The organism is Paraburkholderia sp. 31.1 (assembly GCF_014397645.1).
In the GTDB taxonomy this organism is placed as follows: Bacteria; Pseudomonadota; Gammaproteobacteria; order Burkholderiales; family Burkholderiaceae; genus Paraburkholderia; species Paraburkholderia tuberum.
Window position 1 is genome coordinate 1 of sequence record NZ_VZQN01000056.1, and the last position, 24,756, is coordinate 24,756.

Genomic DNA, 24,756 nt, shown 5'->3' on the forward strand with positions numbered 1-24,756 from the left:
TGGTCGGAAGAAGCTCGCTGCGCTGGAGCGCGCCTGACCCGGCACGACACGCTGCGGCGCTTGGAATGATTCGCGCGTCGTTGTTGATCGTGGCGCTACGGTACGCATGATTGCGGCCGGTTGAACGAGCAAGAGGCGAATCCAATGACTACGACTACGCAGATCAACGTATTGCCGGTGCTCAAGACCGGATCAATGACATAGCGAAGGGTGCAACCATGGTCATAACTGCGACGGCGCTATGACGATTCCCTAATCTTACTGTGTCAGATAATTAGTTGCGCGCTCTATTGCCATACAGGAAGAGAGCCATCGTTGCATGAGCCTTAGCCCAAGCAGGATGCGCAACGTAGTAGTGGAATCAGGAACGTGACGTTGAGCGCGCTGGACTGCCCCGGGGGATGTAATCCGGGGGAAGGGCAGACAGCGCGCGTTCAAGGAAGTTTTTTATCGCGTCCATCTGATTGCATTCGGAGTCGCTGAGCCATCAGAAACCCATACGCAGCGATACTCAGTGTGGCGTGGTGGTGAAAGCCACGCCAGCCTCGCCCTTCATAATGACCGAGCCCGAACTCCTGTTTCAGGTCCTGATAGTTGCGCTCGATGCGCCAGCGCATTTTGGTCACGAACACAAGCTGCTCAAGTATCGCCTCCTCGGGGGCGGTAGTGAGAAAGTATTTGAGCGGCTCCGTATCGCCATCAGGCCATTCAATAAGCAGCCACTCTTCGTCGCGAACGGTGCTTCGCCAATAGTCGCGATGTGCGGGACGAACCCGTACGGCGGCAAAGCGCGAGGAAAGTGCTGCGTTGCTGCCTTCGCGCCAGGTTACGGATTGCCTGGCGCTTACGGGTAATTGCATGGCCAGTTCCTTCACGGCGATCGGCTCGTGGCCGGGCGCACGGCGCAACAATGTCGGTGGCTTGCCGCGCCCGCTCCAGGGCTTGGGCGGAAGCGGCGCCGTACCTGGTGCCCTTCCTTGGGGACATACAGCTGCCAGGCAATCGGCAGGCTGCCGCGTTGCGTCGCGATCGACAGGCTCACTGCAACCTGGCAGTTGTCCTGCTTTCCGAGTTGCCCACAGTACTGACGTGCCACCCCGACCGAATGACGTCCCTTCTTTGGAAAGCCGGTGTCGTCAATGATCCAGTAGTAGCCGTTTTCTTCAGCACCGTGTTAAAGGAAGAGACGTCTGTCGGCGTAATTGCGGGCGACTAAGGCGGGTTTGGGACTGTCATTTGCTGAACGCGAGAAGTGTCCGCTCGCCAACATCTGCCTGCGAACGGCAGCGAAGCGACCTGCAGCCTTCGCCGTCAAACGGGCGAGCGTCAGCTTTGGCCGACGTGGCGACCGGATCAGTCGGCGCGCGACCCGCAACGGTGGATCGGATTTGGTCCTTCGGTCGGCGGGGGGTATGCCGGGAGAGGCGCAATTCGAGCATTCGGAGCGGGTTGCCGCACTGACATCCACCTCCCGATAACGCCTTTAGCTGGGTTGTGCCCGAAAATCGGAGGCTCTACATCTTTCGTTTTGCTTGCATTTTTCGTTCTTTATTGAGTCGCGTCGGCAACGGTTTTTTCATCTTTATTGTTTTCTTTTTTCTTTTTTCTTTTTTTTGTGGGCAAACACGAGCGTGACCAGCAGGTTCAGGTCGAGTCTTCTGAGATTAACCACGGCAATACCTGACATATTGGGAATTCATTTCCAATATACCTCGGCGATGCCTATCGTGACTGTTTTCAGCCACGAAGGTCCCATCATGAACGTTCTCATCATCTATGCGCGTCCCGAACCGAAATCGTTGAACGGTTCGCTGAAGGACTTCACTGTCCGCCATCTCGAACGCGCCGGCCATACGGTGCAGGTGTCCGATCTGTACGCGATGAACTGGAAAGCGTCGCTAGACGCACACGACACCAGCGAGCGTCACAGCGGCGAGCGCTTCTTCGCCTCGCTCGAATCGAAGCATGCGTTCGAGAACGGCTTGCAGAGCGAGGACATCGCGCGTGAGCAGGACAAGCTGAAGTGGGCCGATGCGGTGATCCTGCAGTTTCCGCTGTGGTGGTTCTCGATGCCGGCGATCATGAAGGGCTGGGTGGAACGTGTCTATGCGTACGGTCTCGCGTATGGCGTCGGCGAGCATTCCGATGCGCGCTGGGGCGAGCGTTATGGCGAGGGCCGTTTCGCGGGCAAGCGCGCGATGCTGATCGTCACGACGGGCGGCTGGGAGTCGCACTACAGCGCACGCGGCATCAACGGTCCGATCGACGACGTGCTGTTCCCGATCCAGCACGGTGTGCTGTATTACCCCGGCTTCGAGGTATTGCCGCCGTTCGTCGTCTATCGCACGAGCCGCGTCGACGAGGCGAAGTATGCCGAGGTCAGCGAGGCGCTCGGGCGACGGCTCGACACGCTGTGGACGGCCGCGCCGATCGCGTTCCTGCCGCAGAACGGCGGCGCGTATGAGATTCCGGCGCTCACATTGCGGGACGATCTGGCGCCGGGGCGGGTGGGGTTTGCCGCGCACGTTGAAGATGCGGGCGCAGAGACGGCAACTGAAGCCGATGAAGCGACCGAAGCCTGACTGGATCGTATGTTTCGCTGAAATTTGGTTGTAAGTCGCCATTGCTACAGTCGTTCGCGGACATAGGCCGAGGCATGCTGGGGCGCTCTTCTTCGGATGCCTGACGAACGTAAGCAGCCGGAAGCAAGCGCAAGGGGCGACTCACCATGAATCCAGTCCATACGTTCTGGCTCATTCTGATGCTGATCGCATCGCCGGCGTGGGCGTTCCAGTCGCGCGTCGTCACGATTCCGAGCGCGGCGATGCATCGTACGTTCGACGCAACCGTCGTGCTGCCCGATCGATACGCGCGTGGCAACCAGGCCGCGCGCTTTCCGGTCGTCTACGTGCTACATGGCTCGGGCGGCGATTACACGGACTGGACCGCGAATTCGCATATCGGCAAGCTCGCCGACCGCTATCACGTGATCCTCGTGATGCCCGACGGCGGCCGCGACAGCTGGTACATCGATAGCCCCGTCGATCCGCGCAGCCGCTACGAAACCTACGTGGGTACGGAAGTGGTGGCCTATATCGACAGCCATTTCCGCACGATCGCGACGAAGCAGGCGCGCGCTATCACGGGCTTGAGCATGGGCGGCTTCGGTGCGCTACGCATTGCGCTCGACCGGCCCGACGCTTTCGGCGCGGCGGGCAGCATCAGCGGTGCGGTGGACCCGCGCGGGAGCGAGGACGAGCCCGGCATCGAGCGGGTGTTCGGCGACCCGATGCAATATGCGGACTTCTGGAACAGCAAAGCGATCGTCGCGAGTGCCGAGGATTTCGGCCGCGACCATATCGCGCTGACGATCGATTGCGGCGTGAACGACTCGCTCGTGCAGTCGAACCGGCTGCTGCACGAGCGGCTCGTCGAACTCGGCGTGCCGCACGATTACGCCGAGCGGCCCGGCGGCCATACGTGGAAGTACTGGTCGAACGCGGTCAAATATCAGGTGCTGTTCTTTGCCGGCACGTTCAGGCAGGCGGCGCGCGAAATGCGTGACGCGCGGGCCGCGGCCTGACGGCGGACGGCTATCCGCGTCAATCGATTCCGTGAAACACCGCGTCGTCAGGTCCCAGGTAGACCGGCGGGCGCCACGCGGCATCGCGCATCGAATGCTGGACCTGTTTGTCGACACCGAGCAGCACCGCGAAAATCGCCATCCGCACCGGAATGCCGTTGTCGGTCTGCCGGAAAATCGCGAGCCGCGAATCGTGATTGAGGTCGGTGCTCAAATCGTTCGCGTCGGGCCGGCTGTCGCGCGGCAGCGGGTGCATGATCAGTGTTTCGGCGCCGCACACGCTATCGACGAGCGCCTGGTTGATCTGGAAGTCGGGCGTGTAGCCTTCGAACGATTCGTCGGTGAAGCGCTCCTTCTGGATGCGCGTCGCGTATACGACGTCGGCGCCGCGCAAGCCAGTGCGCAGGTCGTGCGTCTGTTCGATCACGTGAGCGTTGCGCGAAATCTGCTCGATGATATAGCCCGGCAATTCGAGCATCGGCGGCGAAATCAGCGTGAACTTGATGCCGCGATAGAGCGCCAGCAGCTTCACGAGCGAATGCACGGTACGTCCGTACTTGAGGTCGCCGACCAGCGCGATGTGCGCGCCGTCGACGATCTTGCCGAGCCGCGAAAACTCGCGCTGGATCGTGTAGAGATCGAGCAGCGCCTGGCTCGGATGCTCGCCGGGACCGTCGCCGCCGTTGATTACCGGCACGTTGGTCGCGCGCGCGAATTCGGCCACCGAGCCTTGCTCCGGGTGGCGGATCACCAGCGCGTCGACATAGCCGCTCATCACCCGGCTCGTGTCGTAGATCGATTCTCCCTTCGCCATCGACGAAAACGTGAAGCCGGTCGTGTCGCACACCGAGCCGCCGAGCCGGCAGAACGCCGCGCCGAAGCTCACGCGGGTACGCGTGCTCGCCTCGAAGAACAGATTGCCGAGCACCGCGCCTTCGAGCACGCGCGAGATTTTGCGGCGCCGGGCGATCGGCTGCATGATGTCGGCGACGCGAAAGAGCGCCTCGACCGAGTCGCGCGAAAACTGATCGACCGACAGCAGCTGCGGCTTGCCCTCGAACAGAATCTGGCTTGCGAGCGATTGCGAGTCTACGCTTTGCGTATATCCTTCGCCCGGCTCCGTGTTCGCGACGATCTCCGACACGAAACGCTCGACGATTTCCGGCATCGCCCGCGATTCCTGCGAGTCGTCCGGCAGCAGCCACGTATCCAGCGCCCGGCGCGACACGCCGATGCGGTTAGCGAACGTATCGCGCGTCATGTTCAGGCGACGCATCGCATCGCGTAGGAAGGCTTGTTGCGGAACGCTCATGAGGGCACCTGTCGCAAAAGTGGGGTCGGCGGGAGTAAGGCAGCAAAACGCGTCGATGTACGCGGTGCGTATATTAGTTTCCGGCGCGTAGAAGTCAAGCGTTTTCCTTCGCGAGGGTTCGTCGGCCCTCGCAGGACGGCATCGTCGCGCATTTCAGCGCGCTCGCGGACGCGAGCGTGCATCCGCGAATTCAGGCGATCAAGGATTGCGCCGGTTCGCTCGACACGACGCTCGCGCTGATTCGCGACGGCCGTCTGCAAGTGCTCGCGGGCAACGACCTCGAGCTCTTCTCGACGGTGTGCGCGGGTGGAAGCGGGGCGATCGCGGCGTCGGCGCATTGGCGGCCCGAGCGTTTCGTCGCGCTTTATCGCGCGTTGACGCAGGGGAAGCTCGACGAAGGACGACGCATTTTTCACGCGCTCGTGCCGCAGATCCAACTCGCGTTCGCGGAACCGAATCCCGCGCCGGTGAAGGCGCTGCTCGCGGCGAGGGGATGGGTGCGCAACGAATTGCGTTTGCCGATGACGCGTGCGAGCGAGGCGTTGACCGAACGGCTCGCGGCGTTGGGCGAGACGCTGCTCAGATAGAGACGCCGCTTGCGGCCATCGTTCTGCCGCGGAGCATTGCGCCGAAGTCGTCGGCGTTGATCGGCTTGCCGAGCAGGTAGCCCTGCACTTCGTCGCACATCATCGAGCACAGCTTGTCGAGTTGCGATTGGGTTTCGACGCCCTCGGCGACCACGTCCATTTCGAGCGAGTGCGCGAGCGCGATGATCGCCGACACGATTGCGCTGCCCGCGGCGCCGTTCGCGTCGAGACCGTTGATGAAGAAGCGATCGATCTTCAGCTGCTTCACCTGGAAGCGCTGCAGATACGCGAGGCTCGAATAGCCGGTGCCGAAGTCGTCGATCGAGATGTCGAAGCCGCTCGCCTGAAACGCGCGGATTACTTCGACGGTGCGCGCGGCATCCTGCATCGCTACGGTCTCGGTGATCTCGAACATGATCTGCTCGCACGCGACGCCCTCGCTCCTGACGATGTCGAGGATCGTCTCGACGAGCTCCGGTTGCAACAGCTGACGCGGCGACAGGTTGATCGCCACCTTCATCGCCGGCAGGCCCTGTTCGATCCAGCCGCGAATGCGCCGGCAGGTTTCGCGCACGACCCAGTAGCCGATCTGCACGATCTGCCCGGAGCGCTCGGCGACCGGGATGAACTCGGCCGGCATCAGCGCGCCCATCTCCGGATCGTGCAGGCGGATCAGCGCCTCGGCGCCCGCGAGCGCGTCGCCGCCGCGCTCGAACTTCGGCTGGAACAGCAGCGAGAAACGATCATTCGCGAAGGCGTCGTGCAGCACTTGCTGGATCCGCAGCGTGCGCGTGGCGGCCTCGTTCATGCTGCGCTCGAAGAAGCGGTAGGTGCCGCGGCCGGCGCGCTTCGCTTCGTACATCGCGGCGTCCGCGTGCTGGAGCAGCGTCTCGACGCTGTCGCCATCGCGCGGATAGAGCGCAATGCCGATGCTCGGCATCACCTGCAGCGGTTGTTCGTCGCTCCACGTGCCTTGGCGCATCCGGTGAAGCACGCCGTCGGCGAGCGCGGCCGCGTCGTCGCCGCACGTAAGATGTTCCGTGAGCACGACGAACTCGTCGCCGCCGAGCCGCGCGACGGTGTCGCTCGAACGCACGCATTGCTGCAGGCGTTGCGCGAATGCGGACAGCACCGCGTCGCCAGCCGAGTGACCGAGCGAATCGTTGATCGTCTTGAAGCCGTCGAGATCCATGAACAGCACCGCGAATGACGTACGCTGGCGACGCGCGCCGCTGATCGCGCGTTCGATCCGCTCGGTCAGCGTCGCGCGGTTCGGCAGGCCCGTCAGCGCGTCGAGCGTCGCGAGCCGCACGATCTGGCCGTTCAGCCGCGACACCGCGCCGAGCAGGAAGGTGGTGCGCACGTCGAAGCGCGATAGCATCAGCGTGACGATCAGCACCGCGAACGTGAGCAGGACCACCGAGGTGGCGAGCCATTGCGCATTCATGTCGTTGGCCGCGCCACAGATCGCGCCCGGCGCGAAGTCGGCGGCGGCCATGCCGGTGTAGTGCATGCCGCTGATCGCGACGCCCATCACCAGCGCCGCGGCGAGACGTTTGCGCGCGATATGGCGCTCGTCTTCGTTGCTGAGCGCGCGCGCCATCCACAGCGCGGCGCTCGACGCGCCGATCGCGATCGCGATCGAGGCCGCGAACCATGCCGGCTGGTAGTGGATCGCGGGCGCCATGCGCATCGCCGCCATCCCGGTGTAATGCATGCCGGCGATAGCGATCCCCATCGCCACGCCGCCCATTAGCAGCCGGACCGGCGTGAGGCGCTGCTGGGTCGTCAGCGAGAGCGCCAGATACGAAGCGCCGATCGCGAGGGCCAGCGAGCAGGCGGTCGTCGCCAGGTCATACCCGAGCGGGATAGGCAGCGAGAACGCGAGCATCGCGACGAAGTGCATCGACCAGATGCCGACACCGAGCGCGAACGCGCCGCCGAGCCGCCATGCATGCCGACGGCGCGTCGAGCCGAGCAGGAAGATGCGGCCCGTCAGATCGAGCGCGGTGTACGACGCGAGGGTCGCGACCGCGAACGAAATCGCGACGAGCCAGAAATTATATGAACTCTGCATATTGGGTCCGCCGGGAGGAGTCCGGCTGGACATCTTATCGGCACTTTTCGAACTTTTGTTTAACTTATTTGCGATTTGCGAACAGGGGGCAAAACGGGCGCGCCGACGGCGGCGGATGCCGCGCTGGAACGCGTGTCGGATTGCGAGTCACGCTATGCATCGGAGCGTGGATCGGACGGCGGATCGGCGTCCTCGCGGCTCAGCGGGAAGCCTTCGTCCAGCCAGCCGGTGACGCCGCCCGCCATCAGCTTGACGGGCCGCCCCAGCTGGGCGAGCCGCAGTGCGCCGCGCGCCGCGCCGTTGCAGTGCGGGCCCGCGCAGTAGGTGACGAACAGCGTGTCCGGCGCATAAGCCGCGAGCTTCGACGTGACGATCTTGCCGTGCGGCAGATTCAGCGCGCCCGGCACGTGGCCCTGCGCGAACAGCGCGGGACTGCGCACGTCGAGCAGCACGAAGCCGGGCGCGCCGCTCGCGAGCGCGGCGTGGACGTCGGTGCAATCGGTTTCGAAGCGCAGCGACGCCTGGAAGTGCGCGAGCGCGGCGGCGCTGTCGGCGGCGGGGATCGCGGTGACGGCGTTCGGGACGGTGGTGAGGTTGTCGTGAGTCATGGCAGCAGGGGTGAGTTGATTAGGTGGTGGGACGCGCGCTTTTCAGGCACGGTCGATTGTGACGAGCGGCGGGTCGCCCGGTAAGTGGCGTGATCGTCAATCTTCGGTAACATTGCGCCATGCACAATCATCTCGTCGTCGCGCTGGCCTACGACCGGCTCTGCACCTTCGAATTCGGCTGCGTGACCGAACTGTTCGCGCTCGAGCGTCCCGAGCTCGGCGTGCCGTGGTATCGCTTCGCGGTCTGCGCGAGCGAGCCCGGTCCGATCCGCGCGGCGGGCGGCATCACGCTGGCCGCGCCCTACACGCTGAAGCTGCTCGCGAGCGCCGACACGATCGTGATTCCGGGTTGGCGCGATGCCGACGAGGTGCCGCCGGCCGCGCTGCTGCGCAAGCTTCGCGCGGCTTACGAGCGCGGCGCGCGGCTCTGCTCGATCTGCTCGGGCGTGTTCGTGCTCGCGGCGGCCGGCGTGCTCGACGGCAAGACCGTGACGACCCACTGGCGCTACGCGGACAAGTTGCAGCAGCGCTATCCGCAACTGCGTGTGCAGCCCGACGCGCTATATGTCGATGAAGGGCAGGTGATCACGTCGGCGGGATCGGCGGCCGGGCTCGACATGCTGCTGCATCTGGTGCGGCGCGATCATGGCGGCGCGGTCGCGAATCGCGTCGCGCAACGGCTCGTGGTGCCGCCGCATCGCGAGGGTGGCCAGGCGCAGTTCGTGCCGCGCCCGATGCCGCCCGACGAAAGCGGACGTATCGCGAAGCTGATGGACTGGGTGCGCAGCCATGCGGCCGAGCCGCATACGCTGCGCTCGCTCGCCGGGCGCGCGGCGATGAGCCCGCGCACGCTGCAACGGCAGTTCCGCGACGCGACCGGCATGGCGCCTTATGAATGGCTCGTCAGGGAGCGCGTCGCGCTTGCGCGTGAGTTGCTCGAAGCCGCGACGCCGCTGCCGATGGCGCGCGTCGCCGAGCTGGCGGGGTTCGGGTCGGAGGAGTCGTTGCGGCGGCATTTTCGCCGGATCGCGTTGACGAGTCCGGGGGCGTATCGGCGCAGGTTCGGTGGGCAGGGGTGAGTCCAGCAGATCGTAAGCACAATGGATGCGACACATTGATGACGTTGGACATGTATTCGAACCAACATAGCGCGTTCGTCAGCAACAGGAGCGCGGTCGCGTTGAACGCCAACAACGATGCATAGAACTCGAAGTTCGAGCCTGTCGAGCACGCCCACTGGCGATACCCGTAGGCAAGCAGCCCGCCGATCGCCACTGCCGCGACAAGCAACGACAGCCACCTCACTGCATCCCGGTTGAACGCGCATTGAATTCGCGGCACGCCCCGAGGTCACAGCAGCAGGCATGGAGCTCACGTCGAGCTTGCCCATTCAACGGAACCCGCTATGTCCGATATCGCAAAGATCATCGCCAACTTCAACGCCGGGCGGGACCCCGAACGACTCGCGATGAAATACAAAGCCATGCGCGGCTCGCCGTTCGTATTTCTGCGCGGCACCTGCCATCTGTTCTATGCGCGTCTGCCGCGCGCGAACGTACTCGACGACGCGCCGCACGTGTGGATCTGCGGCGACATGCACCTCGAAAATTTCGGCAGCTACAAGGGCGACAATCGCCTCGTCTACTTCGACAACAACGACTTCGACGAAGCCTGTCTCGCGCCGGTTCCGTACGAGCTCGTGCGTCTGTTGACGAGCGTGCTGGTCGGCGCGGCCAACCTGAAGCTGAGCCGCGCTGAAGCGCTCGCGCTGTGCCACACCGCGCTCGATGCCTACGGCGCCGCGCTCGCGTACGGCAAGTCGCGCTGGATCGAAGCGGAGACCGCGACCGGCATGGTGCGCGATCTGTTCGTCGCGCTCGTGAGCCGCACGCGCGCCGCGCATCTGGACCGTCGCACGGTGCTCAAGGGCAAAACGCGCATGCTGAAGGTCGACGGCAAGAAAGCGCTGCCCGTCAGCGATGAACGGCGTGCCGCGGTCGCGCAGTTCATGCAGCAGTTCGCGGTGACGGAGCCGAATCCCGAGTTCTACCGCACGCTCGATGTCGCGCGCCGCATTGCGGGGACGGGCAGCCTCGGTGTCGATCGCTATGTGATTCTGGTCGAGGGCAAGGGCTCGCCCGATGGCAACTACCTGATCGATTTGAAAGAGGCGCTGCCGTCATCGGTGAGTGCGCACGTGACGGCGACGCAGCCGAAGTGGCAGACCGAGGCACAGCGTGTCGTCGAAGTGCAGCGGCGCAATCAGGCGGTCTCGCAGGCCTTTTTGCACGCGGTGGAATTCAACCAGCGCTCCTATGTGCTGCGGAGTTTGCAGCCATCGGAAGATCGCGTCGCGCTTGCCGACTGGGACGGCAAGCTGCCGCGGCTCGAGGCAGTGATCAACAGCATGGCCGAGTTGAGCGCGTGGGCGCATCTGCGCAGCGGAGGGCGGCAGAAGTCGGCGATCGCGGACGATCTGATCGCGTTTGGCAGTCGGCGCGATTGGCAACTGCCGTTGATCGATCTTGCGACGCAGTGTGAGGCGCAGGTCGCGGCAGACTGGAAGGCTTATTGCGAAGCTTATGATCGGGGAACCTTCGAGACGAGCGGCACGGGCAACTGAAGCGTTGCATTGGAGGGCCGGCGCGGGCGTCAGGGCTGCGGACGGCGTCGCGGTGATCGGCGGCGATCGATGACGAGCGGGGAAGTTGCGCGGGTCATGACCGCTCGCGATTGACGAAGCGGGAAGCGGAGCAGGATCACGTGTGCGCGGGCCGTACGAGCCGCGCGGCGAAAGTCGCGTTGTCTCATACGTGCCCCAGCACCTTCCACCAAAGCGGCCCAACGACCAGCCAGGCCACCATGTAAAACAGGCTCATCAAAAATCCCGCCTTCCACCATTCGCCCTGGGTCACGTAGCCCGCGCCGAACATGACGGGACCGGAGCCGATGCCATATTGCGTCAGGCAGCCGTTCACATTGCTCAGAATCCCGAGCGAGACTGCGGCGACGAAGGGCGGGATGCCGGCGGCGACCATCAGTGCCATGGAGAGCGGAAACAGCGCGCTGATATGCGCGGTGGCGCTGGCGAAAAAGTAGTGAATGTAAACGTAGATCGCCGCCACCAGCATATAGACCGCCAGCATCGGAAAGCCCGCGAGATGCGCGCCGAATTCCTTGCCGAACCAGCTCACCATGCCATATTCGTTGAGCTTGGAGGCCAGCATGATGAGCAGGCCGATCCAGATCATCGTGTCCCAGGCGGACTTCTCGTTCAGCGCGTCCTGCCAGGTCAGCACGCCGCTGATGAACAGCAACGAAACGCCGATCGCCGCCGCGAGCGTCGCGCCGACGCCGAGATCGTCGCCGAACACCCACAGCACCAGCAAGCCGACGAAGATGCACGCCATGATGATTTCTTTGACCGAGATGGGCCCCATCGTCGTGAGCTCTCGTTGCGCGAGGTCGGTGGCATCGGGGGTGCGTCTGACCTGCGGCGGGGCGATCCACAGCATGGCGATCGGAATCACGGCGAGGCACAGCAGACCGGGGATCGACGCCGCCACCGCCCAGTCGAGCCAGCTGATCGACACGCCCTGGTCCGCGGCCAGCCTGACCGCCAGCGGATTGCCCGCCATTGCCGTGATGAACATGCCCGCCGTGATGATGTTCGCGTGGAAGGCGCAGAGAATCAGGTAGCGTCCCACCTTCACGCGTGATTCCGGATCGTCGGCGTGACTGCCCAGCACTTCGGAAATGGCTCGCGTGATCGGCAACATCACGCCGCCCGCGCGCGCGGTGATGCTCGGCATCGCGGGGGAGATCACGAGTTCGGTCAACACGAGCCCGTAGCCGAGCCCCGTCGTTCGCTTTCCCAGCAATCGCATGAACAGAAGCGCGATCCGGCGGCCAAGGCCGGTCTTGATCACGCCGCGTGAAATGAAAAACGCGAGCATCACGAGCCATACGAGGTCGGTGCCGGTGGATTTGGTGACGTCGGCAAACGACAGAACGCCGACGAGTACGCCAATGGTCGAGCCGATGATGGCAACCACCGACATCGGCAGCGGGGCGGTCATGATGCCGGCAATGGTCGCGACGAACACGGCGAACATATGCCACGCCTTCGGCTGGAGGCCGGCGGGCGCGGGCAGAAACCACAGCGCGACGCCGACCGCGATCGGTACCAGATATTTCCAGACGCCGGCCGGCAGTCCGACCGAGGGCTTCGGCGTGGCGGGAGGCGAGCTGGTGGGCCGTGAAACCTTGGCAGGTGTAGGAGCCATGATGGACCTCGTGCCGGCGTGGTTGGGTTTTTTCGGAGTGCGCGGGAACGCGTCACCGCTCGTGGAGCACGCTTTCCGTCGCGTCCTTGACGATGCGCGCGCTACCTAGCAAGGTCTCGCGCTCGATAGGGTCGAGTTCCGGATAGGCGATCAACCGCGCGCCCGCGCCATTGACGACCATTGGCAGCGACACGCACACGTCCGGTACGCCTTCCACTTCGGGCTGGACGATGCCAACCGTGAGAATCAGATCGGTGTCGTGCACGATGGCCTCGCAGATCCTTCCTATCGCGCTGGCGATGCCGTAATGGGTGGCGCCTTTGCCTTCCTTGATGAGCTTCGCCGCCTCGTGGACGGAGCGCAGGATCAGATCCCTGCTGGCGGGGCCCAGCTCCTTGCCGTTCCGCGTCAGGAAGGTTTCGAGGGGCATGCCGCAGACCGTTGCGGCGGACCACTGGATCACGGCCGATTCGCCGTGCTCGCCGAGCACATAGGCGTGAATCGCGGAGGCCACCACGCCGAGCCGCTCGGACAGCAGGGAGCGCAGCCGCCCGGTATCGAGCGAGGTTCCCGTGCTGATGACGCGCTCGCGCTCGCAACGCAATTGGTCGTAAACGGCGCCGGTCAGCACGTCGCATGGGTTGGTCGCGATCAGATAGATGGCGTCGGGCGCGAGCGGCGCGATCCGCCCGACGATTTCGGTCGCGATGTCCGCATTGGTTCTGGCAAGGTGCAGGCGAGTCTCGCCGGGTTTGACGCCGGCGCCGGCCGTGATCACGACGATGTCGGCGTCACGCGCGTCTTCGTAGTCCCCTGCGCGAAAACGGCTGTGCCCCCAGAATGCCGCGGCGTGGGCGAGATCGAGAACCTGTCCCTCAGCGCGCACCCGCGCGACATCGATGATGACGACTTTCGCGCTCGGAATGGCCAACGCCACGAACAGGGCTGCCGATCCCCCGACCAGCCCCGCGCCGACGATAACGATCTTGGCCTGCCGCATAGCGAACCTCGTCAAGTTCGGGCTTCAGCCCCCTCGAAGCATAGTCGCATGCGCGCGTTTGCCATCAATCGGACCTTGGTCCTACACGGCCGCGGCGCGTTTTTTCACGCGGTCCGCTCAACCCATTGACTCCGCCAATCCGGGGCCTCGAACGGATCAGCAAAATACTGCGTCTCGTGGACGACCTTGCCTTCGCGGAACTCCATCACGCTGACCGTGTAAGCGATGCGCCCCTGATAGTTGATCGTGTACTCGGTGATCCACAGACTGCCCTCGCCTTGAATTCGCCTGATCGCGAAACCCGATGGCTTGCCGGGATGATGGCCGCGCAGAGCCTGCAAATTGGTTCGTCCATGAATTCGCTCGCCTGATTGGGGATAGTCGCAGATCGCATCGTCGGCGTAGATAGCGTGTTCGGCGTCGAGATCGCCGTCCGCCGACGCTCGCCAGTGTGCGTTCAAGGCTTCACGTATCGCTTGTTCGTTCATGGAGTGCCTCCAGAGTGGGGTGTTGCAGTCGACCAGCCGCGCGTTGCCGTCGCGTTGAAATTTCGCCGCCAGCGCATAGTCTGCGCCATAAAATCCCTGGCCCCACCCTTGCTGCAAGTACTCCCCCTGACGTGCAAAAAATGTCTGGCGCCTGCAGGGATTGCTCGCCGAGTAGTCCGGTCATTCGGACTGCCGGCCTGCACGCGCGGGCCGAGACATCCGCTTGCCGTCTCCTTTGTTGCGAACGCTCTGCAGAGAAGGCGAGCGCTCGGTGAGCATTGGCGACATCTGTTGCTCCGCCCGCCGCGCGCCCGCGAACTGCTGCCTGAATTCAACCGGTGTCATGTCCTTGGCGGCTTTGAATTGCCGGTTGAAATTCGCGACGTTCGCGAATCCGGAGCGCGTCGCAATGACGGAAATCGGCGCTTGCGTATCGGTCAACATCCGGCATGCGTGGCCGATTCGTACGCGCGTCACGTAGCGCCCGACGCTCTCGCCAAGATGCTGCGTGAAATGCCGCGTCAACGAGCGCTCGGAAAGCCCCGACGCCTTGGCCAGCGCGGAAAGCCGAAGCGGATGCGCGAACTGTGTTTCGATCAACGCGAGCACGCGATTGATCTGATCGGATTCGTGGCCAGTCGGCGTGCCGGTTCGCGCGTCGAATGCGCTTGGGGACGCGAGCGGCGTGGCGGGGAGCGCCGACAGCAGATCCAGTACATCGAGCGCCGCCTGCAAGCGTTGGCGCGGTTTGTCGGACAGCAGGCGGTCGAGGTGTTCGCGCATGCGTGTGCCGGCACCGTCTTCGAACGTGAGGCCGCAGGCCGCTCTGCGCAACAGGTCGCAAAGTCCGTTGTATTCGGGGCAGACATCGGCGAGTCGCCGCACCCACGCGCCGTCGAACCATACGACGATCGCGACCTGCGGGTGCGCCGCGTCGATCGAACGGTTCGAGGCCCAAGTGTGCGGCAGATTCGGCGGCACCAGCACCAGATCGTCCGTGCCGTAGGTCGCGACGGAGTCTCCGATGTACCGCTTGCCCTGACTGTTCATCGTCAGCGTCAGCTCGTACTCGGGATGGTGGTGCCATTCGAAAGGGATGCGGGGCAGCCGGCGGTGGTAAACCCTGACCGAACAGTCCCGGCCAAAATCCACATGTTCAAAAGCGGCTTTCATGTCTGAAATCGTCAAATCTTTGACCGGATAGTATCACGCAGGCGGCGATCGTTCGCGTACGCTTCAAGCATCGGAAACCACATGGAGACGATGCCATGGCCTTGCAAATCGACGACCTGCCGGCAGCCATCCGTCAAGCGAAGCGCGAACTGCGCGCGATGCTGCCGAACTACCGCGACGTGTTCGCCGACGTCGAAGCGGCGATGACGAAGGAGGCGGAGCGAATCGCGACGCTGCGTGAGTGCGGCGAGCCGGTCATTCCGGAAATCCAGTTCGCCGACATCGTGGCGAACCGGGTCACCGACGAGCAGATCGCACTCGTCAAAGCGCGCGGCGCCTGTGTGATCCGCAAGGTGTTCGACCGGTCGCTCGTCGAGCAATGGGATCAGGACATCGCCGACTACGTCGAGCGCAACGACCTCGACGCAAAGCTGCAGAATCGCGCGGAAGACAAGTACTTTGGGCAGCTCGCCTCGAGCAAGCCGCAAATCGACGGTGTGTACTGGTCGAAACCGCAGGTGCTCGCGCGGCAATCGACCGAGCTCACGCAGGCCCGCGTGTTCCTGAACCGGCTGTGGCGCACCGAAAGCGAAGGGCGCGTGCATTTCGATCCGAACCATGTGCCGGTGTATGCGGACCGCCTGCGCCGTCGGCCGCCCGGATCGGAATCGCTCGGGTTGTCGGCGCATTGCGACGGCGGTTCGGTGGAGCGCTGGATCGAGCCGAACTTCCGCAAGGTCTATCGCCATGTGTTCTCGGGCCACTGGCGCGACTACGATCCGTTCGACGCCGCGTGGCGAACCGAAGTCGAGGAGATCGCATCGCCGGCCGTCTGCTCGATGTTCCGCACGTTTCAAGGCTGGACCGCGCTGACGCCGCAGGGTCCCGGCGACGGCACGCTGCAGTTGGTGCCAATGGCGAACTCGATGGTCTACATCCTGTTGCGCGCGCTTCAGGATGATGTCGCCGAAGACGATCTGTGCGGAGCGCTGCCGGGGCGCGCGCTGTCGATCAAGTCCGACTATCACGCGCCGCTGTTTCATGCGCTGTCGTCGATTCCGCTGATGCAGGCGGGCGACACCGTGTTCTGGCATAGCGACGTCATTCACGCGGTCGAGGACGCGCATCGCGGCAACGGCTATAGCAACGTGATGTATATCGCTTCGCTGCCGGGCTGCGCGAAGAACGATGCGTATCTGAAGCGGCAACTGCCGGGCTTTCTCGAAGGCAGGAGCCCGCCGGATTTTCCGGCCGATCATTTCGAAGTCGATTTCGTCGGCCGCGCGACGCCTGACGATCTCACCGAGCTTGGCCGTGCGCAAATGGGCTTCGATTTGTGACCGGACAGGGCATGGCCGCGTCTGGATCGGGAGCGGAACTTGCTGCGTCTTCAGCATGGCAACGACCTAAGGAGGACCGGCCATGGCAACCACACCGAACAAGGACGAAAACCCGATCCGCCCGGATCAGTCCGACGTCGTGCAGACGGATCTGCCCGACCTCGGTCCATCGCAGGACCCGGATGAGCCGCCGCTCGATCCCGACATCGACCCCGATAGCGAGGACGACAAGCCATAGACGAGCGCATTCGCCCGATAAAAAAAGAATCGAAGTGAAATGCGGGCGAGCGCGCGGCGCGACTGGTCGACACCGATGGACCCGAGAACGCGGTGCGCTGATGCCGAAGAGAAACGTGTGAGCGCGGCGTGTCCCTGAGCCGCTACAACTGACTCTCGATCGCGGCTTTATCGATGACCGACCAGACTTGCCGGATCTTGCCGTCACCAAACTCGTAGAAGACGTTCTCGGAAAACTCCACCCGTTTTCCTTGCACGGGAAGCCCAAGTAACATGCCGATGGGTGTGCAGTCAAAATGCAATCGGCTTGCGATATGTGGCGGCTCGCAAACCAGCATCTGAATCTCGAAGCGCAGGTCGGGAATGTCGCGGAAGTCTCTTTCCAGCATCTCGCGATAGCCCGACAAACCGATTCGTTGGCCGTTGTACTTCACGTCTTCGCCAACGAAGTCTCGCAGCTTTGACCAGTCCTGCGTGTTCAGGCAGGCGATATAGCCGCGGTAGAGTTCCGACAGATTGAATTCGCTCATCGCAATCGTCTTCCATGCTTCAGTGGATAAGCCGATTGTCGGCGATCCGAGACTTTGCGTTGCACGGCTGCCAGGGATTTTCGTCGGAAGCCGCAACTATCCGTTGCAGTCGAACAACCTCGATGCGCGCCGCATCACCCTCGCACGCATGCCAGAAACCCCTCCAGACAAACCCGGATTGCTGCGCCGATTTCCCCGCTGCTATCGTTCGCTGGACAGTGTGGAAGCGCTTCCACTTAAGCGTTCACAGCAAGTTCGAACGCCAGCGCCTCGAGTTCCACCACACCCGGTTCAACGACCTCATTGGCAGGAGAGAATCCGTGGTAAACGACGCATCCGCAGTCATCGACGCCGCCCGTCCAACCGCTCACGGCGACCCGCATTCCGATCCATTCACACCGCCCGCCGATTCGTCGCTGTGGCGCCAGGATTTCCTGCTCGGCGCGGCCACCGCGTCGTATCAGATCGAAGGCGCGGTCAACGAAGACGGCCGCCTGCCGTCGATCTGGGACACGTTCTCGGCCACACCGGGTAAGGTGTTGGCCGGCGACACCGGCGCTGTCGCGTGCGATCACTATCATCGCTGGGAACAGGACGTCGACCTGCTCGCGGGCCTCGGCCTCGAAGCGTACCGGCTGTCGACCGCATGGCCGCGTGTGATGGACGAAAACGGCACGCCGAACCGCAAGGGGCTCGACTTCTACAAGCGCCTGCTCGGACGGCTCAAAGAGAAGAACATCACGACTTTCGTCACGCTTTATCACTGGGATCTGCCTCAGCATCTCGAGGATCGCGGCGGCTGGCTCAATCGCGAGACCGCGTACCGTTTCGTCGATTACGCGGCTCTGATGAGCCGCGAGCTGCACGGCCTCGTCGATGCGTGGGCGACGCTCAACGAGCCGTGGTGTTCGGCGTACCTCGGCTACGGCAACGGCCATCACGCGCCGGGACTCTCGAACCTGCGCTTCGCCGCGCAGGCCATGCATCATCTGCTGCTCGCGCACGGTCTCGCGATTCCGGTGCTGCGCGCGAACGATCCGCGCTCGCACAAGGGCATCGTCGCGAATGTCGGGCGCAGCACGCCGAATAGCGACAGCGCCGCCGACCGTCGCGCGGCCGAGCTGTTCGAAGTTCAGCACAACGCGTGGATTCTCGATCCGCTGTTCAAGGGCGAGTATCCGCAAGACCTGTTCGAGTTGTGGCCGGCCAGCGAGCCACTCGTGCTCGAAGGCGACATGCAGACGATCAATACGCCGCTCGATTTTCTCGGCATCAACTATTATTTCCGCACCAACGTGGCGAGCGATGGTGGGCACGGTTTCAAGGAGGTGCCGCTCGAGGGTGTCGAGCGCACGCAGATGGGCTGGGAGGTTTACCCTGACGGTCTTCGCGATCTGTTGACCGGTTTCAGGGATACCTATGCCAATCTGCCGCCGATCTACATCACCGAGAACGGCATGGCATCGGACGACAAGGTGATCGACGGCCGCGTCGAGGACACGCAGCGCATCTCGTTCCTGAAGCGCCATCTTGCCGCGGTCGATCAGGCGATCAAGGCGGGCGTCGACGTGCGCGGCTATTTCCTGTGGTCGCTGATGGACAACTTCGAGTGGGCTTTCGGCTATGAGCGGCGCTTCGGCATCGTGCACGTCGACTACCAAACGCAGAAGCGTACGGTCAAGCGCAGCGCGGAGCTGGTGTCGAAATTCCTCGAAGATCGCAACGCGCAAGCGCAATAAACACAATTAAAACGACGCAGCAACGATATAAAACCGGGTGGAGCTGATTGGTATTTCGACTTGACACACGGGCACTTAGCCTGGAGGAGACGGAATGAACAGCAACAGAATGGTCTTGCGAGGCGTAGTTGCGGCACTGGCGCTGTATGGCGTCGTCGCGCATGCGGAACCGCTCAAGGCTAACGTGATTCACTGGTGGACCTCGGGCGGCGAGTCGGCCGCGATTCGGCAGTTTGCCGTCGCGTACGACAAGGCCGGTGGCCAATGGGTCGACAACGCAGTCGCCGGCGGAGATCAGGCGCGCGCCACCGCGATCAACCGGATCGTCGGCGGCGATCCACCCACCGCCGCCCAGTTCAATACGTCGAAGCAGTTTCACGATCTGATCGACCAGGGACTCCTGAATAACGTCGACGACGTCGCCGCGAAAGAAAACTGGAACGGCATTTTCCCGCAGTCGATTCTCGACAGTATCCGCGTGAAGGGCCATTTCTACGCGGCGCCGGTCGACATTCATATGCCCGCGTGGTTCTTCTACTCGAAGCCGGTGTTCCAGAAAGCGGGCATCGCGAGCGAGCCCAAAAGCTACGACGAATTCATCGCCGATCTCGGCAAGCTGAAGAGCGCGGGCGTGATTCCGCTCGCGTTCGGCGGCCAGCCGTGGCAGGAGAAGATCACGTTCGACGCGGTGCTCGCCGATGTGGGCGGCCCGGACCTGTATATGAAGGTCTATCGCGATCACGATCAGAACGCGGTGAACTCCGATGCGTTCAAGAAGGTGCTCGTGTCGTTCAAGCGGCTGCACGATTTCGTCGATCCGGGCTCGCCTGGCCGCAACTGGAACGACGCGACCGCGCTCGTGACTTCGGGCAAGGCCGGCGTTCAGATCATGGGCGACTGGGCGAAGGGCGAGTTCGTCGCGGCGAATCAAACGGCGGGCAAGGACTTCGGCTGCTTCCCGGGCTTCGGTCCGCGTTCGCCGTATCTGGTCGCGGGCGACGTCTTCGTGTTCCCGAAGACCGACAGCGCGTCGGCGATCAAGGCGCAGAATCTGCTCGCCACGGTGATGACCTCGCCGTCCGCGCAGGTCGCGTTCAGCGCGAAGAAGGGCTCGATTCCGATCCGGTCTGACGTCGACGAAAGCAGCCTCGACGTCTGCGCCAAGGAGGGCATCGCGATCATGAAGGACAAGTCGCGCCAGTTGCCGAATCCGGAAATGCTGCTGTCGCCCGATATGCAGGGTGCGCTGACTGACGTCGTGACGAACTTCTGGAACAAGAACGAGTCCGTCGACGACGCGCAGAAAGCGTTCGCCAGCGCGTTGAAGGGCTAGGCCTCGCCGTGCACGCGCTCAAGCTGCCAGCCGAGGGTTCGAAACCACAGGGCAAGTCGCACCCCAAACCGCGAAACAAGCCGCTGAACCGGCGGTTTTCGATCGCGGTCTGGCTGGCCTTGCTGCCGATGCTCCTGACCGTCGTGTTCACGTACCTGGGCACGATGGTCTGGACCGCGCGCGTGTCGCTCAGCAATTCGCACACGTTTCCGTCGCACGACTTCGTGGGCTTCACGCAGTACGTGCGGCTCTTTCACAACGACCGCTGGTTGACGTCGCTGCAGAACATCGTGATCTATGGCGCGTGTTTCATCATCGCGTGCATGGTGATCGGCTTGCTGCTGGCGATTTTTATCGATCAGCGCGTGGTCGCGGAAGGCGCGTTGCGCACGGTGTTTCTGTATCCGTACGCGATGTCGTTCGTCGCGACCGGGCTCGTGTGGCAATGGATCCTGAATCCCGCGCTCGGTGCGCAGCAGGTGCTGCGCAATCTCGGCTTCGCGCATGCGCGCTTCGACTGGATCGTCGATCAGGACTGGGTCATCTACACGATCGTGATCGCGACCGTGTGGCAGGCTTCGGGCCTCGTGATGGCGCTGTTGCTCGCGGGCCTGCGCGGCATCGACGAAGAGTTGTGGAAAGCCGCGCGCATCGACGGCATTCCTCGCTGGCGCGTGTACGCGAGCATCGTGGTGCCGATGCTCGGACCGTCGATCTCGACCGCGTTCGTGCTGCTGTTCGTGATGGTCGTGAAGCTGTACGACGCGGTCGTCGCGATGACGCAGGGCGGCCCCGGCACCGCGAGCGAAGTGCCGGCCAAATTCATCATGGACTATCTGTTCGGGCGCGCGAACATCGGCCTTGCGTCGGCTGCATCGATCGTGCTGCTGGCGACGGTGCTGGCGGTGCTCGCGCCGTTCTTCTATGCACGCAGCCGTGCGGCGCTGCGCGGGGAGAGAGGATGAACACGCTCGATTCCACGCTCAAAGGCGGCATGCCGCATCGCGCGCGCACGCGGCCCCGCCGCTCGGCGTTCTCGCCGGCGCGGCTCGGCATCTACGCGTTTCTGCTCACCGCGGCGGTGTTCTTTCTGCTGCCGCTCTACGTGATGCTGGTCACGTCGGTCAAACCGATGAGCGAGATCCGCCTCGGCAATCTGCTCGGCTTGCCGATGCATTTCACGCTCGACGCGTGGAGCGCCGCATGGCAGTCGGCCTGCACCGGGCTCGATTGCAACGGCATTCGCGTCGGCTTCTGGAACTCGGTGCGTATCGTCGTGCCTAGCACGGTGCTGTCGATCATGGTCGGCGCGGTGAACGGCTACGCGCTGTCGTTCTGGCGGCCGCGCGGCGCGGGTCTGCTGTTCGGCGTGCTGCTCGTCGGCGCGTTCATTCCAGTGCAGGTAATGATCTATCCGCTCGTGCGCGTGCTCGCGAGCGTGCATCTGTTCAGCTCGCTGCCGGGCATCGTGCTGATCCATACGATGTTCGGCATGCCGGTGATGACGCTGCTGTTCCGCAACTACTACGCGTCGATTCCGCAGGAGCTGTTCAAGGCCGCGCGCATCGACGGCGGCAGCTTCTGGCGCATCTTCTTTCAACTGATGCTGCCGATGTCGACGCCGATCATCGTCGTCGCGCTGATCATGCAGGTCACGAACATCTGGAACGACTTCATTCTGGGCCTTGTGTTCGCTGGCACGAAGAATCTGCCGATGACGGTGCAGTTGAACAACATCATCAACACGACGACCGGCGAGCGGCTCTACAACGTCAATATGGCGGCGACGATCCTGACGTCGCTGGTGCCGCTCGCGGTTTATTTCATTTCGGGCCGCTGGTTCGTGCGCGGCATTGCGTCGGGCGCCGTCAAAGGGTAGGGCATGGCAAACATGGCTAATACGATCGATGCGGCCGGCGTGCCGGGTGCAAGCGCTGACGTTGACTCCGACGCCGCGGCGCTCACGCATCCCGCCAATGTGGCGGTCCGCAATCTGACGATTCGCCTCGGTTCGAACACGGTGATCGAGAACCTCGATCTCGACGTGCTCGCCGGCGAGTTCGTCGTGCTGCTGGGGCCGTCGGGTTGCGGCAAGTCCACGCTGTTGCACAGCATCGCGGGATTGATCGACGTCAGCGACGGCAGCATCGAGATCGCCGGCGAAGACATGACGTGGGCCGATCCGAAGGATCGCCGCATCGCGCTGGTGTTCCAGTCGTACGCGCTGTATCCGACCATGAGCGTCGAGCGCAACCTGTCGTTCGCGCTGCGCATCAACGGCACGCCGAAGGCGGAAATCGCGCGGCGCGTCGCCCGCGCGTCGGAGATGCTGCAACTGGGGCCGCTGCTCAAGCGCAAGCCGTCGCAGTTGTCGGGCGGACAGCGGCAGCGCGTCGCGATCGGCCGCGCGATCGTGCGCGAGGCCGACGTGTTCCTGTTCGACGAGCCGCTGTCGAACCTCGACGCGAAGCTGCGCACCGAACTGCGCCGCGAACTGAAGCAGCTGCATCACAGCCTGGGCGCGACGATGATCTACGTGACGCACGACCAGGTCGAGGCGATGACGCTCGCGACGCGCATGGCCGTGATGCGCGGCGGCGTGATCCAGCAGTTCGGCACGCCGGCCGAGGTCTATGCGCGGCCGAACAATCTGTTCGTGGCGACCTTCCTCGGCTCGCCGGCGATGAATCTGCTGAGGGGCACGCTCGAGACGCGCGACGGCGCGCTTCACTTTTGCGCTGCGCAGGTGCGGATCGACGTCTCGGCGTACGCGTTCAAGGGGGCGCCCTCGCAGGGCGTGCGCTGCGTGCTCGGCGTGCGCGCCGAAGACGTGCATATCACGGAAGGCGCCAGCGAGCGCGCGAAAGTTTCGCTGATGGAGCCGATGGGCAACCACCGCGTGATTTGGCTCGACTATCATGGCGAACAGATCGCGTCGATCGATCAGACCAAAGCGCCGATTGCGGAGGGTAACACCGTGGCGTTCTCGTTCGACGCCGCGCATGTCTCGCTATTCGACGAAGCGAGCGGCGCGCGCTTATAACGCCGCGGCGCGTCACGCGCGAAGCGGCTCGTCGAGACAGGCTTGATGGAGAACCGCGTGGCAACACTCAAGGACGTCGCGGAACTGGCCGGCGTGGGCATGTCGACCGCCTCACGAGCCATTTCCGGCAAGGGACCGATTTCCGCCGATGCCGCGGCGCGCGTGAAGGCGGCGATCGAGGCGCTGAATTTCCGCCCGTCGTCGATCGGCCGGGCGATGGCGACGCAGCAGCTCGGCATCATCGGCATCTTCGTGCCGACTTTTTTCGGTTCCTACTACGGCACGATCCTGAAGCAGACCGACACCGAGCTGCGCGCGGTGGGGCGCCATGTCGTGGTCGCGACCGGTTGCGGCGAGGTGTCGCCGCGCGAGCAGGCGATCGAGGCAGTGCGTTTTTTGATCGGCCGCGATTGCGATGGCGTGGTCGTGATCAGCCACGATCTGCACGACGAAGACCTGATCATGCTGCATGGCATGCATCCGAAGATGGTGTTCCTGAATCGCGCGTTCGAGCAGTTGCCCGAGGCGTCGTTCAGCGCGGATCATCGGCGCGGCGGCGAACTCGCGGCGCGCACGCTGCTCGATCACGGGCATCGCGACGTCGCGGTGATTTCCGGGCCCGCTACCGCGTCGGACAACGTGATGCGGATCGACGGCTTTTTCGCCGAACTCGCGCGAGCCGGCATTGCGCGCGACGACGTCACGCTGATCGAATCCGACTTTTCGCCCGAAGGCGGCTACGCGGCCGCGCAGAAGCTGCTCGAGACGCAGCGGCGCGTGACCGGCCTGTTCTGCGCGAACGACACGATGGCGGTCAGCGTGCTCGCGCGCTTTCACCAGGCGGGCATTTCGGTGCCGCACGACATCTCCGTGATCAGCTACGACGACGACTACTCGGCCGCCTACGCGGCGCCCGGGCTCACGTCGGTGCATATTCCAACCGGGGAACTTACGCAAAACGCGGTGCGCTGGCTCATCAACCAGTGTTACGGCACCACCTGGGAGATCTTGCGCGAGTTTCCGCTCAGCGTGACGATGCGCGAATCGGTCGGGCCAGCGCCGATGCCGAAGAAAAATACGCGCGGCGCAAAGCGGTAGAAAGGTTTGCCTAATCGTGGCGGTGTGATGCCTGGCGCGCGCACGCGCGCCGTGGCGGCCTATTCGCGTTTTCACTTGCGTATCGACGATCTCTTTAAGGCTCCCGTAATCCTGCGCAATAGTGCTTTGCGGTTTTCCCTCATTAAACTTACTTCAAATTTCTTTACACTTCCCGGTAACAAGTTGTTACGGGGTGAGTGTGATGCTGGTCATCTTTCTGATCGCCTGTCCGATCTGCATTGCTGCGCTGTTCGGTTTCGCGCGCCATGTGGACCCGCAGACAGGGCAATTCAAACGGTAGGTCTTCTTCGCGCGTTTTTTC

20 protein-coding genes and 2 pseudogenes are annotated in these 24,756 nt (G+C 63.6%); 13 read left to right on the forward strand and 9 right to left on the reverse strand.

The features are described 5' to 3' along the window. Window positions 1-361: 361 nt before the first annotated feature. Window positions 362-1,159: pseudogene (locus tag F6X37_RS31310) on the reverse strand (IS701 family transposase); the annotation flags it as partial. Window positions 1,160-1,757: 598 nt separating this feature from the next. On the opposite strand from F6X37_RS31310, the gene F6X37_RS31315 reads away from it, so the two are divergent. Next, window positions 1,758-2,582 carry an NAD(P)H-dependent oxidoreductase gene (locus F6X37_RS31315; protein WP_187613958.1) on the forward strand — a complete coding sequence of 275 codons (825 nt, stop codon included), beginning with the start codon at window positions 1,758-1,760 and terminating at the stop codon, window positions 2,580-2,582. 146 nt (window positions 2,583-2,728) lie between these two features. Beyond that, window positions 2,729-3,583 (forward strand): alpha/beta hydrolase, encoded by an 855-nt coding sequence (locus F6X37_RS31320; RefSeq protein ID WP_187613959.1) that lies wholly within the window; start codon window positions 2,729-2,731, stop codon window positions 3,581-3,583. Window positions 3,584-3,602: 19 nt separating this feature from the next. Here F6X37_RS31320 and F6X37_RS31325 read toward each other — a convergent pair whose 3' ends face one another. Then, window positions 3,603-4,895 (reverse strand): aspartate carbamoyltransferase, encoded by a 1,293-nt coding sequence (locus F6X37_RS31325; RefSeq protein WP_090806434.1) that lies wholly within the window; start codon window positions 4,893-4,895, stop codon window positions 3,603-3,605. A 122-nt stretch (window positions 4,896-5,017) separates the two neighbouring features. Between F6X37_RS31325 and F6X37_RS31330 the strand changes: the two are divergent. Continuing rightward, window positions 5,018-5,482, forward strand: a pseudogene (locus F6X37_RS31330) (dihydrodipicolinate synthase family protein); the annotation flags it as partial. On the opposite strand, the gene F6X37_RS31335 reads toward F6X37_RS31330, so the two are convergent. Together F6X37_RS31335 and F6X37_RS31340 are read right to left on the reverse strand one after the other, a co-directional pair. Continuing rightward, window positions 5,475-7,559: a putative bifunctional diguanylate cyclase/phosphodiesterase gene (locus F6X37_RS31335; protein ID WP_187613960.1), complete on the reverse strand. Its 2,085-nt coding sequence runs from the start codon at window positions 7,557-7,559 to the stop codon at window positions 5,475-5,477. The pseudogene F6X37_RS31330 and the gene F6X37_RS31335 overlap by 8 nt on opposite strands. A 152-nt stretch (window positions 7,560-7,711) precedes the next feature. Further along, entirely contained in the window at window positions 7,712-8,167 is a 456-nt protein-coding gene (locus tag F6X37_RS31340; protein WP_090806430.1) for a rhodanese-like domain-containing protein, read from the reverse strand. Window positions 8,168-8,286: 119 nt separating this feature from the next. Here F6X37_RS31340 and ftrA point away from each other — a divergent pair, with 119 nt between their 5' ends. Together ftrA and F6X37_RS31350 are read left to right on the forward strand one after the other, a co-directional pair. Beyond that, complete coding sequence (ftrA, locus tag F6X37_RS31345) at window positions 8,287-9,246, forward strand: transcriptional regulator FtrA (RefSeq protein WP_184049482.1); 960 nt, start codon at window positions 8,287-8,289, stop codon at window positions 9,244-9,246. Between the two features lie 326 nt (window positions 9,247-9,572). Then, a complete protein-coding gene (locus F6X37_RS31350) occupies window positions 9,573-10,790 on the forward strand; it encodes a DUF2252 domain-containing protein (protein WP_090806426.1) in 1,218 nt (405 codons plus the stop codon). Window positions 10,791-10,974: 184 nt separating this feature from the next. Here F6X37_RS31350 and F6X37_RS31355 read toward each other — a convergent pair whose 3' ends face one another. The 4 genes from F6X37_RS31355 to F6X37_RS31370 form a co-directional block, all read right to left on the reverse strand. Next, a complete protein-coding gene (locus F6X37_RS31355; RefSeq protein WP_187613961.1) occupies window positions 10,975-12,453 on the reverse strand; it encodes a DASS family sodium-coupled anion symporter in 1,479 nt (492 codons plus the stop codon). 52 nt (window positions 12,454-12,505) lie between these two features. Further along, window positions 12,506-13,453, reverse strand: a complete 948-nt coding sequence (locus F6X37_RS31360) for a lactate/malate family dehydrogenase (protein WP_187613962.1) — start codon at window positions 13,451-13,453, stop codon at window positions 12,506-12,508. Window positions 13,454-13,557: 104 nt separating this feature from the next. Then, entirely contained in the window at window positions 13,558-13,941 is a 384-nt protein-coding gene (locus F6X37_RS31365; RefSeq protein ID WP_187613963.1) for a nuclear transport factor 2 family protein, read from the reverse strand. A gap of 180 nt (window positions 13,942-14,121) precedes the next feature. Then, complete coding sequence (locus tag F6X37_RS31370) at window positions 14,122-15,114, reverse strand: helix-turn-helix domain-containing protein (RefSeq protein ID WP_187613964.1); 993 nt, start codon at window positions 15,112-15,114, stop codon at window positions 14,122-14,124. 95 nt (window positions 15,115-15,209) lie between these two features. On the opposite strand from F6X37_RS31370, the gene F6X37_RS31375 reads away from it, so the two are divergent. Beyond that, complete coding sequence (locus F6X37_RS31375) at window positions 15,210-16,454, forward strand: DUF1479 domain-containing protein (RefSeq protein ID WP_187613965.1); 1,245 nt, start codon at window positions 15,210-15,212, stop codon at window positions 16,452-16,454. An 82-nt stretch (window positions 16,455-16,536) separates the two neighbouring features. Continuing rightward, complete coding sequence (locus tag F6X37_RS31380; protein ID WP_184065349.1) at window positions 16,537-16,692, forward strand: hypothetical protein; 156 nt, start codon at window positions 16,537-16,539, stop codon at window positions 16,690-16,692. Between the two features lie 142 nt (window positions 16,693-16,834). Here the strand turns inward: F6X37_RS31380 and F6X37_RS31385 are convergent, their stop codons facing one another. Next, window positions 16,835-17,221 carry an ester cyclase gene (locus F6X37_RS31385; RefSeq protein WP_187613966.1) on the reverse strand — a complete coding sequence of 129 codons (387 nt, stop codon included), beginning with the start codon at window positions 17,219-17,221 and terminating at the stop codon, window positions 16,835-16,837. Between the two features lie 320 nt (window positions 17,222-17,541). Between F6X37_RS31385 and F6X37_RS31390 the strand changes: the two genes are divergently transcribed. The 6 genes from F6X37_RS31390 (at window position 17,542) to F6X37_RS31415 (ending at window position 24,434) form a co-directional block, all read left to right on the forward strand. Continuing rightward, complete coding sequence (locus F6X37_RS31390) at window positions 17,542-18,960, forward strand: GH1 family beta-glucosidase (protein ID WP_187613967.1); 1,419 nt, start codon at window positions 17,542-17,544, stop codon at window positions 18,958-18,960. Window positions 18,961-19,054: 94 nt separating this feature from the next. Beyond that, window positions 19,055-20,293: an ABC transporter substrate-binding protein gene (locus tag F6X37_RS31395; RefSeq protein ID WP_090806416.1), complete on the forward strand. Its 1,239-nt coding sequence runs from the start codon at window positions 19,055-19,057 to the stop codon at window positions 20,291-20,293. Between the two features lie 8 nt (window positions 20,294-20,301). Beyond that, window positions 20,302-21,258, forward strand: a complete 957-nt coding sequence (locus F6X37_RS31400; RefSeq protein WP_187613968.1) for a carbohydrate ABC transporter permease — start codon at window positions 20,302-20,304, stop codon at window positions 21,256-21,258. Next, window positions 21,255-22,172: a carbohydrate ABC transporter permease gene (locus F6X37_RS31405; RefSeq protein ID WP_090806412.1), complete on the forward strand. Its 918-nt coding sequence runs from the start codon at window positions 21,255-21,257 to the stop codon at window positions 22,170-22,172. Before F6X37_RS31400 ends, F6X37_RS31405 begins: the two co-directional genes overlap by 4 nt. A 3-nt stretch (window positions 22,173-22,175) precedes the next feature. Next, on the forward strand, window positions 22,176-23,336 hold the full coding sequence (locus F6X37_RS31410; RefSeq protein WP_187613969.1) for an ABC transporter ATP-binding protein: 1,161 nt from the start codon (window positions 22,176-22,178) through the stop codon (window positions 23,334-23,336). 45 nt (window positions 23,337-23,381) lie between these two features. After that, entirely contained in the window at window positions 23,382-24,434 is a 1,053-nt protein-coding gene (locus tag F6X37_RS31415) for a substrate-binding domain-containing protein (protein ID WP_187613970.1), read from the forward strand. The last annotated feature ends 322 nt before the right edge of the window (window positions 24,435-24,756 follow it).